Below are 20,658 nucleotides of genomic sequence, written 5' to 3' on the forward strand. Positions count from 1 at the left end.
CCTGAGCATGAAGCAGCTCCGGGAGACCGTCTCAGCCCCGAGTGGCTTCAGGTGCAGTGACCGTCAGAAGAACTCCGACCACGGCTGGTCCCAGATCTGCTTCACGCACAGCACCAGGAACAGCAGGCCCGCGATCGCGAGCATCGTGTTGCTCAGCGCGCCGTTGCGCCACTCACGGGGTGTGCGGGAGGAGTTGAGGAGCCAGATCAGGGTGCCGGCGAGGAAGGGCATGAAGGCCGCGCCGAGCACGCCGTAGATGATGATCAGGCGGAAGGGCTGGCCCTCGAAGAGGAGGACCATCGGGGGGAAGGTCAGCCAGAGCAGGTAGGCGCGGAAGGGCCAGGAGCGCTCGCGCTCGCCCGAGGCGACCTTCTCGGCCCTGGCCTCCCCCTTGTTCCGCTGCCGGGCCACGAAGTCCGCGAACATCAGGCTCACGCCGTGCCAGACACCGATCAGCGAGGTGAAGGAGGTGGCGAAGAAGCCGATCAGGAAGAACTTCGCCGTCGCCGTGCCGTACTCGCGCTCCAGGATGTCGCCGAGCTGGATCAGGCCCTTGTCGCCGCTGGCGATCGCGACGTTCGCGGAGTGGAGCAGTTCCGCGCCGACGAAGAGCATCGCCACGACGAAGACGCCCGTGGTGGCGTAGGCGACGCGGTTGTCCAGGCGCATGACCTTCATCCAGCCCGTGTTGGTCCAGCCCTTGGCGTTGACCCAGTAGCCGTAGGCGGCGAGCGTGATGGTGCCGCCCACGCCGCCGATCAGGCCCAGCGTGTTGAGGATCGCGTCCTTCTCGTCGGGCAGGACCGGCAGGAGACCCGCGAAGGCGTCCGGGAGGTTCGGGGTCACGCGGATCGCCAGGTAGACGGTCACCACGAACATGACGCCCACCAGGACCGTCATGACCTTCTCGAAGACCGCGTACTTGTTGAACCAGACGAAGGCCAGGCCGACCAGACCACAGGCGATGCCCCACCACTTGAGGTCCATCACGTCCGGGAACAGCGCCTGCAGCGGCAGGGCGCTCGACGACATCGCCGCCGCGCCGTAGACGAAGCCCCAGATGACGACGTAGCCCACGAAGAAGTACGTGGTCCAGCGGCCGAGGCTCGCCCAGCCGTCGAACAGGGTGCGGCCGGTGGACAGGTGCCAGCGGCCGGCCGCCTCGGCGAGGGAGATCTTCACCAGGCAGCCGACGATCGCGGCCCACAGGAGGGTGTAGCCGAAGTTGCTGCCGGCGATGAGGGTGGCGACGAGGTCGCCGGCGCCGACGCCCGTCGCGGCGACGACGATGCCCGGGCCGATGTACTTCCAGCTCGCCTTACGGGGCTGCCCGTCGTGTGGGGCCTCGGTGTCCTTGGTGTTTCCCGTGGTGTCCGCCATGCAGGTCAAGAAAGCCCAAAGACGCCGGTCGGACAAGAGGGCGTGCGGGATCTTCACGTGATGCGCCGATGAGGGCGGGCGGCCCCGGCGGCCGGGCACCCGCCGAAGCCGCCTGGCCCCGCGGAGCGCTACGGCTGTCGCCGACCACAGCCGTCCGACCCGCAGGTGCCGAGCTCGAACCAGACGGTCTTGCCCCGCCCGTCCCGGTGGCAGCCCCAGCGCTGGGCGAGGGCGTCCACCAGGAACATCCCCCGGCCGCTCTCCGCGGCGCCCGCGTCCAACACCCGCGGGACGCGCCGGTCGGCGTCGCTGACCTCGCAGCGCAGGATGCCGTGCGCGGCGAACAGGGTGAGCCGGAAGCTGCTCGCGGCGTGCACCAGGGCGTTGGTGGCCAGTTCGCCGACGAGGAGTTCGGCCACGTCGGCCACCTCGCCCCGCTCCGCGAGCCCCCAGCCCTCCAACTGCCGGCGGACCTCCGCACGGGCCTCGCGGACCGCACAGGGCCGGGGGTCGTACTCGATGCTCAGGTGCCCCGCTCCCAGGGGCGGTTGGGGGAACGGACCGTACCGGGCGTCGGGGACCGGGAGGTCTCCGCCGGAAAGTTGCAGCATGCCCCCAGGGTGGCCCGCGGGGGCGGGGCGGCGCAGGGGGAGGACTACCCGCTTCCCTACCTGCGTCTACGTACGGGCGCGGCTACGCGTACTGCAGACGGACCGTCGCGCCCGCACCGTCGTCGCGGATGTCGACGTACGCGCACACCTGACGCGCGTACCACAGCCCCTGGCCGGGTTCCAGGCCGGAGGTGGGGGGCGGGACGAAACCGGCGAGCGGGTCGTCGACGCGGCGCGCGGAGCGCAGTTCGCAGACGCAGGCGGGCGGTTCGCCCCACAGCAGGGCGGCGCCGGTGAGCGGGGCGAGGGCCGCCGCCGTCTCACCGACGGCCGTCGCGAACAGCTCCGCCTCGGCGGCGGGCAGGCCGCGGGCGATCGCCCAGGCCTGTACGGCGTCGGCGTGCGGCTCGGGCAGGGGTTCCGCGTCGGCCGGGGGCAGGCGCAGCGGTACGGTGTCCAGTTCGGCCGCGAGCCGCACCGGGTCCTCGTACACGCCGGTGTCCGGGTGGGCGCGGCGGGCCGCGGCGACGACGGCGGGGCCGGCGGTGCGGGTGTCGTACGCGCACAGGGCGGTCGTCGCCGACGGCGCGAAGAGGAGGTTGGCGAGGGCCTCGTAGCGGATCCACTCGGTGGTCTCGCGCGCGGAGCGTCCGGCGCGGCCGCTCCAGACGGGCTCCATGAGGAGGTGGATCCGTCCGCCGGGGCCGGCGTGCCCGGCGAGGTAACCGGCGGCCTGGGCGACGGCGTTGGCGGCGGAGCCGGTGTACCAGTCGGTGTGCGGGACGCAGGAGATGCCCTTCGCGTCGCTGCCGAGCGCGTCCCGCAGGAGGTCGAGGTTCGCGGGGGCGGCGATGGCCACGGGCGGGGGTTCGCCCTCGGCGCCGAGGCCTTCGGTGAGGAAGGGCAAAGCGGCGGCGAGGAAGTCGTCGTCGGTGCTGAAGACGGCCATGCGGTGGTCGAACAGGCCCTGGGTGGTGGGCCGGTGGGTGCTCATGGGGGTTCCCCTTGGTGGTGGGTGGTGGGTGGTGGGTGGTGGGTCCCTGGCGGGCGGGCAGGTCAGCGCTGGGCCGACACCCAGGCGGCGATCTGGCTGCGGTTGCTGAAGCCGAGCTTGCTGAGGATGCGTTCGACATGACCTTCGGCGGTGCGGCGGGCGATCACGAGGCGGTCGGCGATCTGCTGGTTGGCGAGGCCCTCGGCGACGAGGTGGGCGACCTCGGTCTCGCGCCGGGTGAGGCGGACGCCCGTCTCGCCGTGCGACGGCTTGCCGGCCGGGGGCCGGGGGGCACGGCGGGCCTCGCGGAGCGCGTAGCCGACGATCTCCGCGAGGCCGAGCGCGCCGCCGCGGCGGTACGCCTGCTCGAAGTCGTCCCGCCCGAGGGCCCCGCACACCCGCTCCTCGCTGTCCCGGCGCCCGGAGTTGAGTGTGTGCGAGCCCCAGCGGCCGGTGTCGATGTCGGCCCAGACGCGGTCGGCGCCGCCCAGCAGCACGGCCGCGCGTTCGTGGCCGCCGCGCCGGGCCGCGATCGCCGCCAGCACGTCGAGGGTGAGGGCGATGCCGAGGACGTCGTGGACCGCGAGTTTCAGGCGCAGGGCCTCGCGGGCGTGCCGTTCGGCCTGCGGCCAGTCCTCGCGCACGGTGTGGGCGAGGGCCAGCATGCGCAGGACGTACGACCGTACCCACTGCTCGCCGTGCCGTTCGCACAGCCGCAGCGCCTCCTCGCACACCGCGACGGCCCGCTCGGCCTGCCCCAGGAAGCCGAGGGCGCAGGCGAGTTCGACCTGGTCGAGGCCGACGAGGCTGAGGTGCTGGCCGGGGACGGGGCCGCGGGAGACGGCCGCCTCGAAGTGCTCCAGCGCGCCGGGCAGGTCGTTGCCGAACAGCCTCAGGACGCCGATGACGTACTCGGCGTGGGCGGCCTCGGCCGGCTCCCCCAGGCGGTGGGCGAGGGCCCGGGCGTCCTCGGCGCGGCGGCGGCCCCGGGCGAGGTCCTGGGTGACGGCCTTGAGGAGTCCGGAGACCCACAGGCCGCGGGCCCGTTCCCGGGTCGGCTCGGGGTTGGCGTCCAGGGCCCGGTCGAGCCAGTACAGGCCCTCGCGGGGTGCTCCGCAGGCGTGCCAGTAGAACCAGAGGGAGCCCGCGAGGCGCAGCCCGGTGAGGGCCTGGCCGGGGGTGGTGAGGCTGTGGTCGAGGGCGGTGCGCAGGTTGTCCTGGTCGGCGCGCAGCCGGGCGACGGTCTCCGGCTGGCCGGGCCCGAACCAGGTGCGCTCGCAGGTGGCGGCCCGCCGCAGCATCCAGTCCCGCTGGCGGCGGCGCGCGGCGGCCTCCTCGCCGGGCAGCCGGCGCAGCCGGTCGAGGCCGTAGTGCCGCAGGGTGTCGAGGAGCCGGTAGCGGACCCCGCCGGGGCCCGGCTCGCGGCACAGCACGGACTTGTCGACGAGCCCGGCGACGGCTTCGAGGACGTCGTCGCCACGGATACGGGGGGCCGGTGGGGGGCCGGCCTCGGCGCGGATGCGGGGGGCTGACCCAGGGCCGGCCTCGGCGGCCGCACCGCCCCCGTCCTCTCCGCCCCCGTCCTCTTCGCCCCCGTCCTCTTCGCCGCCGACCTCTCCGCCCCCGGCCTCCACGCTGTCCTCCGATCGGCCCTCCGCTCTGTCCTCCGCTCTGTCCTCCGCTCTGTCCTCCTCCCCGTCCGCGCACACCGCCTCGGCGGCCTCCAGGTCGAAACTGCCGGCCAGGACGGACAGCCGGGCCCACACGAGTTGCTCCTCGCGGGTGCACAGGTCGTGGCTCCAGTCGACGGCGGCGCGCAGGGTCTGGTGGCGGGGCAGGACCACGGGGCTGCCGGCGGTCAGCAGGCGGTAGCGGTCGTCGAGGCGGTCCAGGAGCTGATCGACGCCGAGGACGCGCATGCGGACGGCGGCGAGTTCGATGGCGAGGGGCAGACCGTCGAGCCGGCGGCACAGGCGGGCGACGGCGGCCCGGTTGTCGGGGGTGAGCCGGAAGCCGGGCACGACGGCGGCGGCCCGGTCGGCGAAGAGGGTGAGCGCGGGATAGCCCTCGGCGGCGGAGAGGTCCCCGTCCGGGTCGGGCACCGGCAGGGGCCGTATCTCCATGAGGTGTTCCTCGGTGAGGCCGAGCCGGTGCCGGCTGGTGGCGAGGACCCGGACGCCGGTCGTGCCGCGCAGCAGCGCCGCCGCCAGTTCGGCGCAGGCACCCAGCAGGTGTTCGCAGTTGTCGACGACGAGCAGCAGCCGCCGGTCGCGTACGTGCTCGACCAGCGCGGCCAGCGGCGGCTGGGCGGAGTGGTCGTGCAGGCCGAGCGCGTCGGCGGCGGCGAGCGGGACGAGCGCCGGGTCGTGCAGGCCGGACAGGTGCACGAACCGCACGCCGTCCGGGAAGGCGCGCGCGACACGGGCCGCGATCCGGGCGGCGAGCCGGGTCTTGCCGACGCCGCCCGGCCCGGTCAGCGTCACCAGACGCGCGCGGGCCAACAGCTCTCGCGCCTCGGTCAGTTCGCCACGCCGGTCGACGAAGCTGGTCGTCTCGACCGGCAGGTGGTGGTCCCGTCGTGGCGCTGATCCGCCCATGATCAGCCAGTCCTCTGGGGGTGTGGTCCGAGGATCCGGACACTCCGGCTCCCCTTGCGCATTTCCCCACTCTCTACCCGGGACTCACATATATGCACGCGCGGGTCACACCCGTGAGTGGACTTCCCCCGGGACCGCACCGCCATCGACAAGCCCGCGTACACTGCGCGGCCGATTTCCGAGGACTTCAGGCCATCAGTTTTCTCTGCGCTATTGACCTGCTCATGCCACTAGCAGAACGATGAGCGCCACACCCGCACCAGGTACGTCGCAGAAACAACCCCACCTCCCACAAGGAGATTTCATGCGACTTCGCATCCGAGGCTCAGGCGTGCGCGGCGGCAGACGCACCGCCGCCCTGGCCGCCCTTCTCGCCCTCGCCCTGGCGGCTCCCCTCTCCGCGACGACGCCGGACGCCACCGCCGACAGCGCCCGCAAGGCCGCGCCCTCGGCCGAGGACATCCGCCAGTACGAGATCCATCAGCACACGACTCCGGTGACCCGTACGGCCATTCAGCAGACCGGTGTCACCGTCGACGAGGCCGACGAGGAGACCGTGGTGGTCTCCGGCCGCGCCGACCAGATCAAAAAGCTGCGCCAACTCGGCTACGAGGTCACGGCCTTGGGCGCGGCACCCGACCGTTCGTCAAGCGCGGACGACATGCGGCTCTTCGACTTCCCCTCGGCCGACTCGCGTTACCACAACTACGCGGAGATGACGAGCGAGATCAACTCGATCGTCTCGGCCAACTCCTCCATCGCCAGCCAGCGTGTGATCGGCAGGTCGTACCAGGGGCGGAACATCGTCGCCATCAAGATCAGCGACAACGTGGGGACCGACGAGTCCGAGCCCGAGGTGCTGTTCACCCACCACCAGCACGCCCGTGAGCACCTCACCGTCGAGATGGCGCTCTACCTGCTGCGCGAGCTGACATCCGACTACGGCTCCGACTCGCGCGTCACCGGCATGGTGAACAACCGCGAGATTTGGATCATCCCGGACATCAACCCGGACGGCGGCGAGTACGACATCGCGACCGGCTCCTACCGCTCGTGGCGCAAGAACCGCCAGCCCAACTCCGGCTCCTCATACGTCGGTACGGACCTGAACCGCAACTGGAACTACCGCTGGGGCTGCTGCGGCGGCTCCTCCGGCTCGACGTCCTCCGACACCTACCGGGGCTCGGCGCCCGAGTCCGCGCCCGAGGTCAAGGTGGTCGCCGACTTCGTGCGCAGCCGGGTGGTCGGCGGCAAGCAGCAGATCAGGGCCGGTGTCGACTTCCACACCTACAGCGAGCTGGTGCTGTGGCCGTTCGGGTACACGTACTCCGACACGACGACCGGGATGACGGCGGACGACAACGCCGCGTTCAAGGCGGTCGGGCAGAAGATGGCCGCGAGCAACGGGTACACGGCGCAGCAGTCCAGCGACCTGTACATCACGGACGGGTCGATCGACGACTACCTGTGGGGCGCGCACAAGATCTTCGGGTACACCTTCGAGATGTACCCGAGGTCCAGCTCCGGGGGTGGGTTCTACCCGCCCGACGAGGTCATCGAGCGGGAGACTTCGCGGAACCGGGACGCGGTGTTGCAGTTGCTGGAGAACGCCGACTGCATGTACCGGTCGATCGGGAAGGAAGCGCAGTACTGCAGCTAAATGCGCCCGCGCGGCGGAGCCGCATCATGACGCCGGCGCGCCGCGCTCCTAAGCGGCGTCTTCGTCGAAGTAGGCGTCCAGTACCGCGTCCAACTGCTCGTCCCACTCCTTGAAGTGGCTCCTGGCCGGTGCTTCGATCTCGATCGGGTACCAGCGCCGGTCAGGAGTGTGCACGGTGACCGTGTACCGCTTGCCGAAGCGGGCGGTCTCGGTCTCCACCGCGCCGATCTCGTCCCAGCGGAACTCGCACTCCTGGTCGTCGAGGCGGAGACGTACGCCCCGGTGGTCGGCGACGATCCTCGCGCGGCGGTCGGACGCCTCGAAGACGGGGCCGTCGGGGGCAGCCTCCTCGGCCCTCTCGGCTTCCTCGGGTTCCTCTCCGGATGGAGCCGTCTCCTCCGCGGCCTCGGGCTCCGGGACGGTTTCCGTCTCCTCCGGCTCCGACTCCGGCTCCGGCTTGGCGTCGGCCGTCGCGTCCTCGGACGCGGGTGAGGTGAGCCCGGGGACGAAGGCCGGGTCGAATCCGGCGCCCTTCAGGGGCTTCAGGGGCTCGCCCTCCAGGGGCTGGCTGCTCGAACCTATGCGCTGCTCCACAGCGGAGCAGTATGGTCCACGAACCTGTGCCGCACACAGCCAGCCCCTGCATCGTTACACGAGCGAGCCGACCGGGATCGCCAGGAGCCAGCTCAGCCCAGGACGGCCAGTGCGTCGATCTCGATGAGGAGCCCCGCGGGGAGGCCGACGTAGAGCGTCGTGCGCGCGGCGGGCGGCTGGCTGAGGCCCTGCGCCTCGAAGTACGCGTTGTAGATCTCGTTCATCTCGGCGAAGTGGGCCACGTCGGTCAGGTAGACGCGGATCATCATCACGTCGTCCCAGGTGGCGCCGCCCTCCTCCAGGACCGCCTTGACGTTGGCGAGGGTCTGGAGGGCCTGCTCGCGCAGGGTCGGACCCGCAGGTGCCGGCGGCTTGCCCTCCTCCGCCGGCAGGAAACCGACCTGCCCGGCCACCTGGAGGATGTTCCCCTTCTTCACCCCGTGCGAGAACCTGGCGGGAGGTGGGGTGTGGGTGGGCGGCGTGAGGGCGGTCTTGGTGGCCTTGTCGGTCATTCCGAGTCCTTCTCCTGAGCTTCGTTGGTGGACGCGTCACCGGAGCAGTCACGGCTGATGGCGTCCGCCGTGCGGCGCACGAGCGGCAACAGCGCGAGCAGCCCCTCCCCGGTGACGACGACGTTCGGAGCGGACACGGACACGGCCGCGACGACCCGGCCGTCCACTCCGCGGATGGGGGCTCGTTCGTGCAGCGTGCGCAGGAGGCGCAGCGCCGTGGTCTGGTGGACGCCGGGCTGATACTAGGCGAGCACCGCACAGCGCGCAGCAGGAGCTGCACACTACGCAACACCTCACTCGGGAGGCCCCGTGAACGCCGGCAACGCCAACCTCCTCGCCCGCCTGGCCGAGGAAGTCGTCGACCACCGCTTCAAGGGCCTCCCGCCCGACGCCGACGGTCTGACCGTCGGCGAGCTGGCCGCCCAGCGCCGCAACCTGTTCACCGACGGGTTCGCGACCCCCGTGCTCGCCCTCTCCGCCGAGCGCCTGGAGCACAACCTGCAGCTGATGGAGACGTACGCGGCCCGCCACGGCCTCGCCTTCGCCCCGCACGGCAAGACGTCCATGGCCCCGCAGCTCTTCCACCGTCAGATCGAGCACGGGGCGTGGGGCATCACGCTCGCGATGCCGCACCAGGTGCGGGTGGCGCGGGCGTTCGGCATCCGGCGGGTGTTCCTCGCGAACGAGCTCGTCGACGCGGCGGCCCTGCGCTGGATCTCCGCGCAGCTGGACGCCGACCCGGACTTCCGTCTCGTCTGCTACGTCGACTCCGTGCGCGGGGTGGAGCTGATGGACGCGGCACTGCGCGGGGCCTCCCGGCCTGTGGACGTCGTCGTCGAGCTGGCCGCCGGGGAGGGGGCCCGTACCGGTGTCCGTACGGAGGCGGAGTGCGCGGCCGTCGCCGACGCGGTGGCGGCCGTACCGACGCTGCGGCTGGTGGGCGTCGCGGGGTACGAGGGCGAGGTCCCGCAGGCCGACGCGGAGAAGGTGGGGGCGTGGCTGCGGCGGCTGGTCGCCCTGGCCGTGGACTTCGACAAGGCGGGGCGGTTCCAGGGCGCCGACGAGATCGTCGTCAGCGCGGGCGGCAGCGCGTGGTTCGACGCGGTGGCCGACGTCTTCACGGAGATCCCCGAACTCTCCCGCCCCGTCCTGAAGTTGCTGCGCTCGGGGGCGTACGTCTCGCACGACGACGGCCACTACCGCAGGCTGACCCCGTTCAACCGCGTCCCGGCGGAGGGCGCGCTGGAGCCCGCGTTCCGCCTGTGGGCGCAGGTCGTCTCCCGGCCCTCCGCCGAGCAGGCCTTCGTCAACGCCGGGAAGCGGGACGCGGCCCACGACCTCGACCTGCCCGTCGCCCAGGTCGTCCGCCGGGACGGCGTCGAACGCCCGGCGACCGGGATCACCGTCACCGCCCTGTCCGACCAGCACGCCTGGCTGCGGACGGCCCCGGAGGCGGACCTCCAGGTCGGCGACTGGCTCGGCATGGGCCTGTCCCACCCGTGCACGTCCTTCGACAAATGGCCGCTGATCCCTCTCGCGCAGGCCGACGGCACGGTGGTCGACTACATCCGCACGTTCTTCTAGGGAGGGCCGGCGGTGGAAGAGCTCGTCATCCGTGACGCGGACGTGGTGGACGGCACCGGGGCGGACTCCTACCGCGCCGACGTCGTGATCGACGGCGGCCGGATCGTGTCGATCGTCAAGGAGGCGGCCGCGGCGGGCTGCCAACGCCCGAAGGCCGGACGCGAGCTGGACGCCGAAGGCCTCGCCCTCTCCCCCGGCTTCATCGACATGCACGCGCACAGCGACCTCGCCCTGCTGCGCGACCCCGACCACAGCGCCAAGGCGGCGCAGGGCGTCACCCTGGAGGTCATCGGTCAGGACGGGCTGTCGTACGCCCCCGTCGACGACCGTACGCTCGGCGAGGTGCGCCGGGCGATCGCCGGCTGGAACGGGAACGGCGACGACATCGACTTCGACTGGCGGACGGTGGGCGAGTACCTGGACCGGCTCGATCGCGGGATCGCCGTGAACGCCGCCTGTCTCGTCCCCCAGGGCACGGTCCGCGCGCTCGCCGTCGGCTGGGAGGACCGGCCGGCGACCCCGGCCGAACTGGACCGGATGCGGCAGCTGGTCGCGGAGGGCATGGAGCAGGGCGCCGTCGGCATGTCGTCCGGGCTGACCTACACGCCGGGCAGCTACGCGCGGGACGCCGAACTCACCGAGCTGTGCCGGGTGGTGGCGCGGTACGGCGGCTACTACTGCCCCCATCACCGCTCGTACGGAGCGGGGGCCCTGGAGGCGTACGAGGAGATGATCCGGCTGACCCGCAAGGCGGGCTGCGCGCTCCATCTCGCCCACGCCACCATGAACTTCGGCGTGAACAAGGGCCGGGCGCCCGAGCTGCTGGCACTGCTGGACGAGGCGCTGGCCGCCGGGGCCGACATCAGCCTCGACACCTACCCGTACACCCCGGGCTGCACCACGCTCGTCGCGATGCTGCCGAGTTGGGCGAGCGAGGGCGGCCCGGAGGAGGTCCTGCGGCGGCTGGCCGACGAGGAGACGGCCGGGCGGATCCGCCACGACCTGGAGGTCACCGGGTCCGACGGCTGCCACGGCGTGCCCGTCGAGTGGGACACGATCGAGATCTCGGGCGTGGGCGATCCCGCGCTCGCCGAATACGTGGGCCGTACGGTGCGGGAGTCGGCGGAGCTGCGCGGCGAGGAACCGTGGGCCACGGCCCGGCGGCTGCTGACCCGGGACCGGCTGGCCACGACGATCCTCCAGCACGTCGGCCACGAGGAGAACGTGCGGGCGATCATGCGCCACCGGGTGCACACCGGCGGCTCGGACGGCATCCTCCAGGGCACGAAACCCCACCCGCGCGCCTACGGCACCTTCCCGCACTATCTCGGGCGGTACGTACGGGAGTTGGGCGTGCTGTCGCTGGAGCAGTGCGTCGCGCACCTGACCTCCCGTCCGGCGGCCCGGCTGCGACTGCCGGACCGCGGGCTGGTGCGCGAGGGGTACCGGGCCGACCTCGTCCTGTTCGACCCGCGGACGGTGGCCGCGGGTTCCACCTTCGCGAAACCACGCGTGCTGCCGACCGGCATCCCGTACGTCCTGGTCGACGGGCGGTTCGTGATCGAGGACGGGCGGCGGACGGACGTGCTGGCGGGGCGGGCGGTCCGCCGGACTCCGGTGTGACCGCCCGCCCTCCATGGGCTACGGCTTGGGCAGGGTGCAGCCGCTCGCGCTCAGGTCGAGCTTGTTGTCGATCCCGAAGCAGGCCGTGAACGGGTAGGTCTGCTGGGCGTAGTTGATGCCCTTGCGGACCGTCACGGTGCCGTTGGCGTCGACCTCGCACGGGTTGTTCACCGTGCAGCGCTCGCCGTCCTCGTTGCCGGTGTTGTTGACGGCGACGACCTTGCCGGTGGTGGTGTCGACGACGGGCGAGCCGGACGTGCCGCCGATGGTGTCGCAGGCGGAGGTGTAACGGACCGAGTCCTTCCAGGTCCAGTCACCCTCCTTCATGCGGTACACGAACCCGTCGATGGAGCAGCTGTAGATCCGCTTCCAGTACCCGGAGACGACGCTGATGGAGGTGCCGGCCTCGGGGCGCGCGTCGTTGAGGGTCAGCGCGTCGATGCCGTACGCGCTCTTGATCTGCGCGTAGGTGGTGGTGAGTTGGTAGACCGCCGCGTCGGTGTCGGTCATCGTGGCGTACGCGATCTTGCCGGCGCGCAGGGTCGCCACGCGCGTACCGGCGGAGTTGAGCAGGCCGAAGGAACGGCTGGAGGCCCGGTCGACGATGACCTCGCCGGGCTTGGGGAAGCCGGTCTCCAGGCAGTGGCCGTTGGTGAGGACGAGCGCCGGGTCGTTGTCCTCGGAGTCCGGCATGCGGACGACGGAACCGGAGCAGTTGCTGAGCGAGACGGTGCCGGCGAAGTTCACGGCCCGGGCGGAGGTGGTGGTGCTCCCGGACAGGTTCGCCGTGGTGGACGTGACCACGTCGTGGACGACCGACGTGACCGTGTCCGGGTCCGCGATCGGGTCCGAGCCTGTGGGGGTGGGCTCGGCCGCGACCGCGGGAGCCGCGCCCGCCCCGGATATCACCAGGGCGCAGAGTGCGGCGGCGAGAGGTTTTCTCATGTGGGGGGTCCCCTCTTGAGACGTGAGTGGCCGGAGATCCTTCGAAGATCAAACCGGTTTGTCATGCGCATTGTGAGGGGGGAGCCTGTTGGAGACAAGGAGTTGTATCAGCCACGGAGTTGACCGGTCCGGACCGGTGCGCCTTCTTTACTCGGGCCCCTTGGTTCCTTTACGTGGGCCCTCGGACCTTCCGTGGGACGCTCGGGCCTCTTCACGGGAGGCTCGGGCCTCTTCGCGGGACTCTCGGTACCGCTACTTGGGGCCCTTGGTGCCGCCCTGACCGTGCCCCGGCCTGCGGTCCGCGTTGCCGGGCGCCGACCGGGTCGGGGACGGGGCGGGGGCGGACGTCGCGGTGCCCGTGGTGGGGGCTGTGACCGGAGGCTCGTTCGTCTTCCCCTCCTCCTCTTCGGACGGGGAACGGCTCCCTGGGGCCGACGGACTCGCGGACGCCGTGCGGGACGGCTCCGCGCCGCCCGAGGGGCGGTCGGCCGTCGCCGGACCCGAGGAGGACGCCGGATCCGAGGTGGCGGGCGTCGCCGGGTCCGGGGACGTGGGCGCCGACGGGTCCACCGCCGTCTGGCCGGTACGGTCCTGCTCGCCCCTCACCCCGCCGTCGGGCGAGCCCGAGGAGGAGAACCCCGCGATCAGCGCGGCCACCGACACGGCACCCACCGCTCCGGCGACCAGCGCCACCCGCCGCGAACGCCACGGACCGGCCCTGCGCCGGCCGCGCCGGCCCGAGCCGTGCCGGTGACGGTCCGGGCCCGGGCCGCCGGTGCCCTCGGCGGGAGGAGTGCCGTACGCGCCGGGCCCGCCGCCCACACCGGGACCGGTGCCGTCCGCGCCGCCGCCCTCGATGTCCGGCACCGCGGGCAGCTCAGCCGTCTCGTCGTACACGTTCTGCCAGCCGTGGGCGGCCGCCGGGTCGGCGTACTCCTCGTACGGCGGGGGTGGCGCGGCCCGCGGGTGGTACACGTTCGGCGGAACCCGGTGTCCGCCGCCCGCCGGGTGCACACCGCCGACGTCGTACGCGCCGGGCGCGCCGTTCGCGGCATGCGCGCGGTACGCCCCGTTGTCGTACTGAGGTGGCCTGGACATGGCGGCGCATTGTAGGGACGGGAGGGGCTCATGGGACAGCGGTCGGCGATATCCACCCAAACCGACGCGTCTCACGTGGCGGAAAACACGGCCCGAGCGGCATTACCGGGCCGTAAGCTCCCAGACATGCAGGTGATCCAGTCGACCAAGCTCGCCAACGTCTGTTACGAGATCCGGGGCCCGGTGCTCGAGGAGGCGATGCGGCTGGAAGCTGCCGGTCACCGCATCCTCAAGCTGAACACGGGCAACCCGGCGGCGTTCGGCTTCGAGTGTCCGCCCGAGATCCTGGAGGACATCCTCCGCAACGTCTCGACAGCTCACGGCTACGGCGACGCGAAGGGCCTGCTGGCCGCGCGCCGGGCGGTCGTCATGCACAACCAGACCATCGGCATCGAGACGGACGTCGAGCACGTCTTCATCGGCAACGGCGTCTCCGAGCTGATCGTGATGGCGATGCAGGGACTCCTCGACGACGGCGACGAGGTCCTCGTACCCGCCCCGGACTACCCCCTGTGGACGGCGGCCGTCTCCCTCTCCGGCGGCACGGCGGTCCACTACCGCTGCGACGAGCAGTCCGACTGGATGCCGGACCTCGCGGACGTGGAGCGCAAGGTCACCGACCGCACCAAGGCCCTCGTCATCATCAACCCGAACAACCCGACGGGCGCGGTCTACGACGAGGCGATGATCAAGGGCCTGACCGACATCGCCCGCCGCCACAACCTGCTGGTCTGCTCGGACGAGATCTACGACAAGATCCTCTACGACGGCGCCACGCACACGCCGACCGCGGCGGTGGCCCCCGACCTGCTGACCCTGACCTTCAACGGCATGTCGAAGGCGTACCGGGTGGCCGGCTACCGGGTCGGCTGGATGTCGATCTCCGGGCCGCGCGCCCACGCCGACTCCTACATCGAGGGCCTGACGATCCTGGCGAACATGCGGCTGTGCGCCAACATGCCGGGCCAGCACGGTGTGGTCGCGGCGCTCAGCGGGCGGCAGACGATCAACGACCTGGTGCTGCCCGGCGGCCGGCTGCGGGAGCAGCGCGACGTGGCGTACGAGCTGCTGACCCAGATCCCGGGCGTGACGTGCGTGAAGCCGAAGGGGGCGCTGTATCTCTTCCCGCGCCTCGACCCGAAGGTGTTCAAGATCAGGGACGACCGGCAGATGGTCCTGGACCTGCTGCGGCGCGAGAAGATCATGGTCGTCCAGGGCAGCGGCTTCAACTGGCCCGAGCCGGACCACTTCCGGGTGGTGACCCTGCCGACGGTCACGGACCTGCGGGACGCGGTGGGCCGCATCGGGCGCTTCCTGGACGGCTACAGCCAGCCGTGAAACGAGAGCTTGCTCACGCTGCGTGTGCACGGCGTCCGGTTTTGTGAACAACTCAACTTTAGACGAAATCTAAGCTAGGATGGTTTCCTGTAGAACTCAGGAGGCCATCTCATGTACGAACCGATCCGCACGGGGTCTTCCCGCAGGTCCGTCGACAGCACGATGGCCGGCAAGCCCTCCGACTTCCCCCACCGTTCGCGTGAGGAAGAGCTGGACATCCAGCTCGCGGGCCATCTCGCCGCGCTGCTCGCCGTCACGGACGAGCTGCGCGCGCTGGAGCCGTCGGCCGATCTGGACGCGGCGGCCGAACGGCTCGCCGAGCAGGTGGCCCGGCTCAGGGGCGGGCGTACGACGGCCCGGGCGACGGTGAGCGGCACCCGGCGGGAGCCGAGTGTGACGGCGCTGCACCGCCGGGCACACACGCTGGCGGGCCGCGCCCTGGTCGTCGCCGCCTCCCGCGCCGACACGGCGGCCGCGATCCTGGCCGCCGAGCGGATGGACGCACACGCGGCGGCCCTGGAGCCGCGCGAACTCGCATCCCACTGAGCCCCCTCATCCGGTCGTCCCGGGGCTCCCTCTGACGGCCCCGGTCCGCGTGCACCCGCAGCGACGCGCGGACCGGGTGCCATGCACTGCGTCGGCTCGGGCCGGGGGTCGATCGTGCTGATGGCGGACGGCGAGGACACCACCGGCTGGGCGCCCCGCCGGAGCGGCCCGCGCCGTCCGACTTCGCCGACCCGTCCGCCCAACTGGACGAGCTGCGCGGCGACCTGGGCCGGCTGCGCGCACGTACCTGACGGACGTCGACGTGCCACCCGCCGCCCTCCACCCTCCACCCGCCGCCCACGGCAGGCTCGGGGAACTGACCGAGCTGCCGGCCGCGCTGCCGGCCCCTCGCTGGTCCGCCGCACTGCTCGCGTTGGACCCGGATGGCGAGCAAGGGGGGCACGTGAGGCCGGGCCCCGCACGCCGTTGTGCGGGGCCCGGCCTACATGCGGTGCTGTCACCGCGGCCGGCCGTGACGATGTTGCTGGTCAGGGCACTGTCGGTAGACCGGCCGCGGAGTACTCGGCGGGCTGTCTCAGCCCAGGCGCTCCACCAGAGCGCGGTACTCGTCCCACAGCTCCTTGGGCGTGTGGTCGCCGAAGCTGTTGAGGTGCTCGGGGACCAGGGCGGCCTCCTCGCGCCATACCTCCTTGTCGACCGTGAGGAGGAACTCCAGGTCGGAGTCGGCCAGTTCGAGGCCGTCGGTGTCCAGGGCCTCCTTGGTCGGCAGGATGCCGATCGGGGTCTCGACGCCCTCGGCCTTGCCCTCCAGGCGCTCCACGATCCACTTCAGGACACGGGAGTTCTCGCCGAAGCCGGGCCAGACGAACTTGCCCTCGTCGTTCTTGCGGAACCAGTTGACGTAGTAGATCTTCGGCAGCTTGGACTGGTCCTTGTCCTTCGCGACCTCGATCCAGTGGGCCATGTAGTCGCCCATGTTGTAGCCGCAGAAGGGGAGCATGGCGAAGGGGTCGCGCCGCAGCTCGCCGACCTTGCCCTCGGCGGCGGCCGTCTTCTCGCTCGCCACGTTGGCGCCGAGGAACACGCCGTGGTTCCAGGTGAAGGACTCCGTCACCAGCGGTACGGCCGTGGCACGGCGGCCGCCGAACAGGATCGCCGAGATCGGCACGCCCTTGGGGTCCTCCCACTCGGGTGCGATGATCGGGCACTGCGAGGCCGGCACGGTGAAGCGGGCGTTGGGGTGGGCGGCCGGGGTCTCGGACTCGGGCGTCCAGTCGTTGCCCTTCCAGTCCGTGAGGTGGGCCGGGGGCTCCTCGGTCATGCCCTCCCACCACACGTCGTTGTCGTCCGTCAACGCCACGTTCGTGAAGACCGAGTTGCCCCACAGCGTCTTCATCGCGTTGGCGTTGGTGTGCTCACCGGTGCCGGGCGCGACACCGAAGAAACCGGCCTCGGGGTTGATGGCGTACAGGCGGCCGTCCTCGCCGAAGCGCATCCAGGCGATGTCGTCGCCGATCGTCTCCACCGTCCAGCCGGGGATGGTCGGTTCCAGCATGGCCAGGTTGGTCTTGCCGCAGGCGCTCGGGAAGGCGGCGGCGACGTACTTGGCCTCGCCGCGCGGCGGGGTCAGCTTGAGGATCAGCATGTGCTCGGCCAGCCAGCCCTCGTCGCGGGCCATGACGGAGGCGATGCGCAGGGCGTAGCACTTCTTGCCGAGCAGGGCGTTGCCGCCGTAGCCGGAGCCGTACGACCAGATCTCGCGGGACTCCGGGAAGTGGGAGATGTACTTGGTCCGGTTGCAGGGCCAGGGGACGTCCTGCTGGCCGGGCTCCAGCGGGGCGCCGAGCGAGTGCACGGCCCTCACGAAGAAGCCCTCGTCACCGAGTTCGTCCAGGACGGCCTGCCCCATGCGGGTCATCGTGCGCATGGAGACGGCGACGTACGCCGAATCGGTTATCTCGACGCCGATCGCGGACAGCGGCGAGCCGAGCGGGCCCATGCAGAAGGGCACGACGTACATGGTGCGGCCCCGCATGGAGCCGCGGAACAGGCCGCCTTCACCACCGGAGCCCTGGAAGATCTCCCGCATCTCGGCGGGGTCCTTCCAGTGGTTGGTCGGACCGGCGTCCTCCTGCTTCTCGGAGCAGATGAACGTCCGGTCCTCCACACGGGCGACGTCGGTGGGGTCGGAGGCGGCGTAGTAGGAGTTGGGGCGCTTGATCGGGTCGAGTTTCCGGAAGGTGCCCTTTTGGACAAGTTCTTCACACAGTCGCTCGTACTCGGCTTCGGATCCGTCACACCAGACCACGTTGTCCGGCTGCGTCAGTTCGGCGATCTCGTTGACCCACGAGATCAGACCCTGGTGCTTGGTGGGGACGGTGGGAGCCGCGATGTCGCGCGCCACGATTGCTCCTAAATGAGGGGTTTTTGGTTGGAGGCCCCGTGGGGGCTGCGACCCGGATGCTTCACGGTTGAACTTCGGCGCTCATCCGGTGCCGACCGCACTCATTTGATCATCCGACGAGAGTGCCCATCTGTCCAGTGGACCTCACAGGTGAGCGACGTGACGATGGCCACGGTTTTCCCGGACGTTTTACGTGCACGTTGTGTTCACCAGACCGTTTCTTTGCGTGACGGCCCATCGATGACTGTGAGAGGTGGGCCACTCTTGACCAGTCAATTCACCCCACGGATCCGTGACTTACGGCTCCGTAGCTACCATCGATACATGACTGCGTTCGTCCCCGACGCGCCCACGGACCCGCCGGCCGACGGCCACGGTCCGCAGCCGCTCCACCTGCCACATCCGGTCAAACCCAAACTCCGCGGCTGGCTGCACCTCGGCATGTTCCCGGCCGTCCTCGTCGCGGGCCTGGTGCTCACCGCCCTCGCCGACTCGACCCGGGCACGCATCGCCTGCGGGATCTACGCACTGACGGCCTGCCTGCTGTTCGGCGTGAGCGCGCTGTACCACCGGGGCGACTGGAGCCCGCGCATGGACGGCATCCTGCGACGCCTCGACCATTCGAACATATTTTTGATCATCGCGGGCACCTACACCCCGCTGACCATGCTGCTCCTGCCCGGCACCAAGGGTCAGTGGCTGCTGTGGGGCATCTGGGGCGCCGCGGCGGCCGGCATCATCTTCCGGGTCTTCTGGGTCGGCGCCCCGCGCTGGCTCTACACGCCCTGCTACATCGCGATGGGCTGGGCGGCGGTGTTCTTCCTGCCCGACTTCATGCGCACCGGCGGCATCGCCGTCCTGGTCCTGGTGATCGTGGGCGGTGTCCTCTACAGCGCGGGCGGCGTGATCTACGGGCTCCAGCGCCCCAACCCGTCACCGCGCTGGTTCGGCTTCCACGAGGTGTTCCACTCCTTCACCCTGGCGGCCTTCATCGCGCACTACGTGGGGATCTCACTGGTGGCGTACCAGCACGGGTAAGCCCGCGCTCAGCCTTCGTGGCCACGGCTTCCAGCCGTGGCCGTTTTTCTGTGCCCGGAGAAGGCCATCGATTGACTCTCGGTATTTTTTTGATAGTCACTGTCACGACTTTCTGGCGCTGTGGCTGACCGTGACCGGGGTGGGCTTCGGCTTCGAGGGTCCCGGCCATGTAGGGGACGCTGGTCGCCGCGCTGCCGACCGGGGCGTTCCTGCCGAACACGCCGACCCCGGAAAGGGCACGGAAGACATCGGAACCCTCCACTCCGCAAGCCGGTCCGGACATGGGCACCCCGTCGGCCGATGCCCGAGAATGACCCTCATGACGCCCGCACGCACCCCTTCCTCCCCCGCCGACCGCCCGCAGCTCGGACTCCGCGAGCGGAAGAAGATCAAGACCCGGCAGGCGATCCGCGACGCGACGTATGCGCTGATCGAGGAGCAGGGGTACGAGGCCACGACGATCGAGCAGATCGCCGACCGGGCCGAGGTGTCGCCGTCGACCGTCTTCCGCTACTTCCCGACCAAGGAGGACATCGTCCTCACGGACGAGTGGGACCCGGTCATGCTGGAGGAGCTGCGGGCCCGGCCCGCGGACGAGTCGTGGGCGGACTCCCTGCGGTACGTGATGCGCAAGGCCCTCGACCTGAGCCTGGCGGAGGAACCCGAGGTGACCCGGCTGCGGACGCGGCTGGGCGTCGAGGTGCCCGCGGTTCGCTCCCGGATGTTCGAGAGCATGTCGGCCACCGGACTGCTGCTCCGCCAGGCCATCGCGGAACGCTCGGGGCTGGACCCGGACAGCCTGGAGGTGCGGGTGTTCGCGATGTCCGTCGTCGGCGGGCTCATGGAGGTCTCCTCCTACTGGGCCGAGAACGGCCACCGCGACGACATCCGCGAGCTCCTCGACCGCGCCCTGGGCGTCCTCGAACACGGCCTGCCCACCGCGAAACCCTGAGGCCGCACCCCCCTCTCGTGACATCCTGACGACGTGAACGGTCCCGAGATCCACGTCGAGTTCGCCCCCGAGCTGCACCTGTTCGTCCCCCAGGCCCGGCGGGCGGACGCCATGCGGGCAGCCACCGACGGCGTCTCCACCCTGGGCCACGTCATCGAGTCCCTCGGCGTCCCGCTGACCGAGGTCGGGGCGCTGGTCGTGGACGGCCGCGAGGTGCCCGTCTCGCACGTCCCGGCGGCCGGCGAGTCGGTGTGCGTACGGGCCGTCGAGCGCCCCCAGAAGGTCCCCGGCGCTCCCCTGCGCTTCCTCCTCGACGTGCACCTCGGCACCCTGGCCCGCCGCCTGCGCCTGCTCGGCGTGGACACGGCGTACGAGTCGACGGACATCGGCGACCCGGCGCTGGCCGCCCGGTCGGCGGCCGAGAAGCGGGTCATGCTCAGCCGCGACCGGGGCCTGCTGCGCCGCCGCGAGCTGTGGGCGGGCGCGTTCGTCTACAGCACCCGCCCCGACGAGCAACTCCGTGACGTCCTGGACCGGTTCCGGCCCGAACTGCGCCCCTGGACGCGGTGCACCGCCTGCAACGGACTGCTGAAGGAGGCCTCCAAGGAGGAGGTCGCCGATCAGCTGAAGCACGGCACGCACCGCACGTACGAGGTGTTCGCGCAGTGCCGGGACTGCGGCCGCGCCTACTGGAAGGGCGCGCACCACGAGCAGCTGGTGGCCATCGTGGAGCGCGCGCTGATCATGGGTACTCAGGGCGGTTGAGTACGTCCCGTACGGCCTCTTCCGCACGGCCCTCGCGGCCGGGCTGCCGGCACGGA

General features: G+C 71.3%; 17 protein-coding genes and 1 pseudogene. 8 read left to right on the top strand and 10 right to left on the bottom strand.

The features are described from left to right. Window positions 1-63: 63 nt before the first annotated feature. The 4 genes from ACYVMZ_RS19070 to ACYVMZ_RS19085 form a co-directional block, all read right to left on the bottom strand. The gene (locus tag ACYVMZ_RS19070) at window positions 64-1,380 is read right to left on the bottom strand and encodes an Nramp family divalent metal transporter (protein WP_461081121.1); all 1,317 of its coding nucleotides are present in this window, start codon (window positions 1,378-1,380) and stop codon (window positions 64-66) included. Between the two features lie 128 nt (window positions 1,381-1,508). After that, a complete protein-coding gene (locus ACYVMZ_RS19075) occupies window positions 1,509-1,991 on the bottom strand; it encodes an ATP-binding protein (protein WP_461081123.1) in 483 nt (160 codons plus the stop codon). 82 nt (window positions 1,992-2,073) lie between these two features. Continuing rightward, complete coding sequence (locus ACYVMZ_RS19080; protein WP_461081125.1) at window positions 2,074-2,985, bottom strand: anti-sigma factor RsbA family regulatory protein; 912 nt, start codon at window positions 2,983-2,985, stop codon at window positions 2,074-2,076. 62 nt (window positions 2,986-3,047) lie between these two features. After that, a complete protein-coding gene (locus tag ACYVMZ_RS19085; protein ID WP_461081127.1) occupies window positions 3,048-5,582 on the bottom strand; it encodes an ATP-binding protein in 2,535 nt (844 codons plus the stop codon). Window positions 5,583-5,886: 304 nt separating this feature from the next. Here ACYVMZ_RS19085 and ACYVMZ_RS19090 point away from each other — a divergent pair, with 304 nt between their 5' ends. Beyond that, complete coding sequence (locus ACYVMZ_RS19090; RefSeq protein WP_461081129.1) at window positions 5,887-7,242, top strand: M14 family metallopeptidase; 1,356 nt, start codon at window positions 5,887-5,889, stop codon at window positions 7,240-7,242. A gap of 48 nt (window positions 7,243-7,290) precedes the next feature. Here the strand turns inward: ACYVMZ_RS19090 and ACYVMZ_RS19095 are convergent, their stop codons facing one another. The 3 genes and pseudogenes from ACYVMZ_RS19095 to ACYVMZ_RS19105 all read right to left on the bottom strand — a co-directional run. Then, window positions 7,291-7,836, bottom strand: a complete 546-nt coding sequence (locus ACYVMZ_RS19095; protein ID WP_461081131.1) for a hypothetical protein — start codon at window positions 7,834-7,836, stop codon at window positions 7,291-7,293. Window positions 7,837-7,928: 92 nt separating this feature from the next. Further along, window positions 7,929-8,348, bottom strand: a complete 420-nt coding sequence (locus ACYVMZ_RS19100; protein ID WP_461081133.1) for a RidA family protein — start codon at window positions 8,346-8,348, stop codon at window positions 7,929-7,931. Beyond that, window positions 8,345-8,530 (bottom strand): annotated as a pseudogene (locus ACYVMZ_RS19105) (IclR family transcriptional regulator domain-containing protein); the annotation flags it as partial. The gene ACYVMZ_RS19100 and the pseudogene ACYVMZ_RS19105, both read right to left, overlap by 4 nt. Window positions 8,531-8,657: 127 nt before the next feature. Between ACYVMZ_RS19105 and ACYVMZ_RS19110 the strand changes: the two are divergent. Together ACYVMZ_RS19110 and ACYVMZ_RS19115 are read left to right on the top strand one after the other, a co-directional pair. After that, a complete protein-coding gene (locus ACYVMZ_RS19110; protein ID WP_461081135.1) occupies window positions 8,658-9,932 on the top strand; it encodes an amino acid deaminase in 1,275 nt (424 codons plus the stop codon). Window positions 9,933-9,944: 12 nt separating this feature from the next. Further along, window positions 9,945-11,555, top strand: coding sequence for an N-acyl-D-amino-acid deacylase family protein (locus ACYVMZ_RS19115; protein WP_461081137.1), 1,611 nt, complete (start codon window positions 9,945-9,947; stop codon window positions 11,553-11,555). Window positions 11,556-11,573: 18 nt separating this feature from the next. Here the strand turns inward: ACYVMZ_RS19115 and ACYVMZ_RS19120 are convergent, their stop codons facing one another. After that, on the bottom strand, window positions 11,574-12,500 hold the full coding sequence (locus ACYVMZ_RS19120) for a S1 family peptidase (RefSeq protein WP_461081139.1): 927 nt from the start codon (window positions 12,498-12,500) through the stop codon (window positions 11,574-11,576). 252 nt (window positions 12,501-12,752) lie between these two features. Continuing rightward, window positions 12,753-13,598 carry a hypothetical protein gene (locus ACYVMZ_RS19125; protein WP_461081141.1) on the bottom strand — a complete coding sequence of 282 codons (846 nt, stop codon included), beginning with the start codon at window positions 13,596-13,598 and terminating at the stop codon, window positions 12,753-12,755. A 126-nt stretch (window positions 13,599-13,724) separates the two neighbouring features. Between ACYVMZ_RS19125 and ACYVMZ_RS19130 the strand changes: the two genes are divergently transcribed. Both ACYVMZ_RS19130 and ACYVMZ_RS19135 read left to right on the top strand, forming a co-directional pair. Continuing rightward, a complete protein-coding gene (locus ACYVMZ_RS19130; protein WP_461081143.1) occupies window positions 13,725-14,936 on the top strand; it encodes a pyridoxal phosphate-dependent aminotransferase in 1,212 nt (403 codons plus the stop codon). A gap of 111 nt (window positions 14,937-15,047) precedes the next feature. After that, complete coding sequence (locus ACYVMZ_RS19135) at window positions 15,048-15,482, top strand: SCO4983 family protein (RefSeq protein ID WP_461081145.1); 435 nt, start codon at window positions 15,048-15,050, stop codon at window positions 15,480-15,482. Between the two features lie 535 nt (window positions 15,483-16,017). On the opposite strand, the gene ACYVMZ_RS19140 is transcribed toward ACYVMZ_RS19135, so the two are convergent. Then, entirely contained in the window at window positions 16,018-17,847 is a 1,830-nt protein-coding gene (locus ACYVMZ_RS19140) for a phosphoenolpyruvate carboxykinase (GTP) (RefSeq protein WP_461081147.1), read from the bottom strand. Between the two features lie 324 nt (window positions 17,848-18,171). On the opposite strand from ACYVMZ_RS19140, the gene trhA reads away from it, so the two are divergent. The 3 genes from trhA to ACYVMZ_RS19155 all read left to right on the top strand — a co-directional run bounded on the left by trhA (window position 18,172) and on the right by ACYVMZ_RS19155 (window position 20,602). Beyond that, window positions 18,172-18,885 (top strand): PAQR family membrane homeostasis protein TrhA, encoded by a 714-nt coding sequence (trhA, locus tag ACYVMZ_RS19145; RefSeq protein ID WP_461081149.1) that lies wholly within the window; start codon window positions 18,172-18,174, stop codon window positions 18,883-18,885. Between the two features lie 319 nt (window positions 18,886-19,204). Continuing rightward, window positions 19,205-19,837, top strand: coding sequence for a TetR/AcrR family transcriptional regulator (locus tag ACYVMZ_RS19150; RefSeq protein WP_461081151.1), 633 nt, complete (start codon window positions 19,205-19,207; stop codon window positions 19,835-19,837). Between the two features lie 33 nt (window positions 19,838-19,870). Further along, window positions 19,871-20,602 carry a Mut7-C RNAse domain-containing protein gene (locus tag ACYVMZ_RS19155; RefSeq protein WP_461081153.1) on the top strand — a complete coding sequence of 244 codons (732 nt, stop codon included), beginning with the start codon at window positions 19,871-19,873 and terminating at the stop codon, window positions 20,600-20,602. Window positions 20,603-20,658: the final 56 nt, after the last annotated feature.

Source organism: Streptomyces deserti (assembly GCF_054782695.1).

Coding starts and splice junctions, on each gene's coding strand:
- ACYVMZ_RS19070 (WP_461081121.1), bottom strand. CDS start 1,380: ATGGCGGACACCACGGGAAACACCAAGGACACCGAGGCCCCACACGAC.
- ACYVMZ_RS19075 (WP_461081123.1), bottom strand. CDS start 1,991: ATGCTGCAACTTTCCGGCGGAGACCTCCCGGTCCCCGACGCCCGGTAC.
- ACYVMZ_RS19080 (WP_461081125.1), bottom strand. CDS start 2,985: ATGAGCACCCACCGGCCCACCACCCAGGGCCTGTTCGACCACCGCATG.
- ACYVMZ_RS19085 (WP_461081127.1), bottom strand. CDS start 5,582: ATGGGCGGATCAGCGCCACGACGGGACCACCACCTGCCGGTCGAGACG.
- ACYVMZ_RS19090 (WP_461081129.1), top strand. CDS start 5,887: ATGCGACTTCGCATCCGAGGCTCAGGCGTGCGCGGCGGCAGACGCACC.
- ACYVMZ_RS19100 (WP_461081133.1), bottom strand. CDS start 8,348: ATGACCGACAAGGCCACCAAGACCGCCCTCACGCCGCCCACCCACACC.
- ACYVMZ_RS19120 (WP_461081139.1), bottom strand. CDS start 12,500: ATGAGAAAACCTCTCGCCGCCGCACTCTGCGCCCTGGTGATATCCGGG.
- ACYVMZ_RS19125 (WP_461081141.1), bottom strand. CDS start 13,598: ATGTCCAGGCCACCTCAGTACGACAACGGGGCGTACCGCGCGCATGCC.
- ACYVMZ_RS19130 (WP_461081143.1), top strand. CDS start 13,725: ATGCAGGTGATCCAGTCGACCAAGCTCGCCAACGTCTGTTACGAGATC.
- ACYVMZ_RS19135 (WP_461081145.1), top strand. CDS start 15,048: ATGTACGAACCGATCCGCACGGGGTCTTCCCGCAGGTCCGTCGACAGC.
- trhA (WP_461081149.1), top strand. CDS start 18,172: ATGACTGCGTTCGTCCCCGACGCGCCCACGGACCCGCCGGCCGACGGC.
- ACYVMZ_RS19150 (WP_461081151.1), top strand. CDS start 19,205: ATGACGCCCGCACGCACCCCTTCCTCCCCCGCCGACCGCCCGCAGCTC.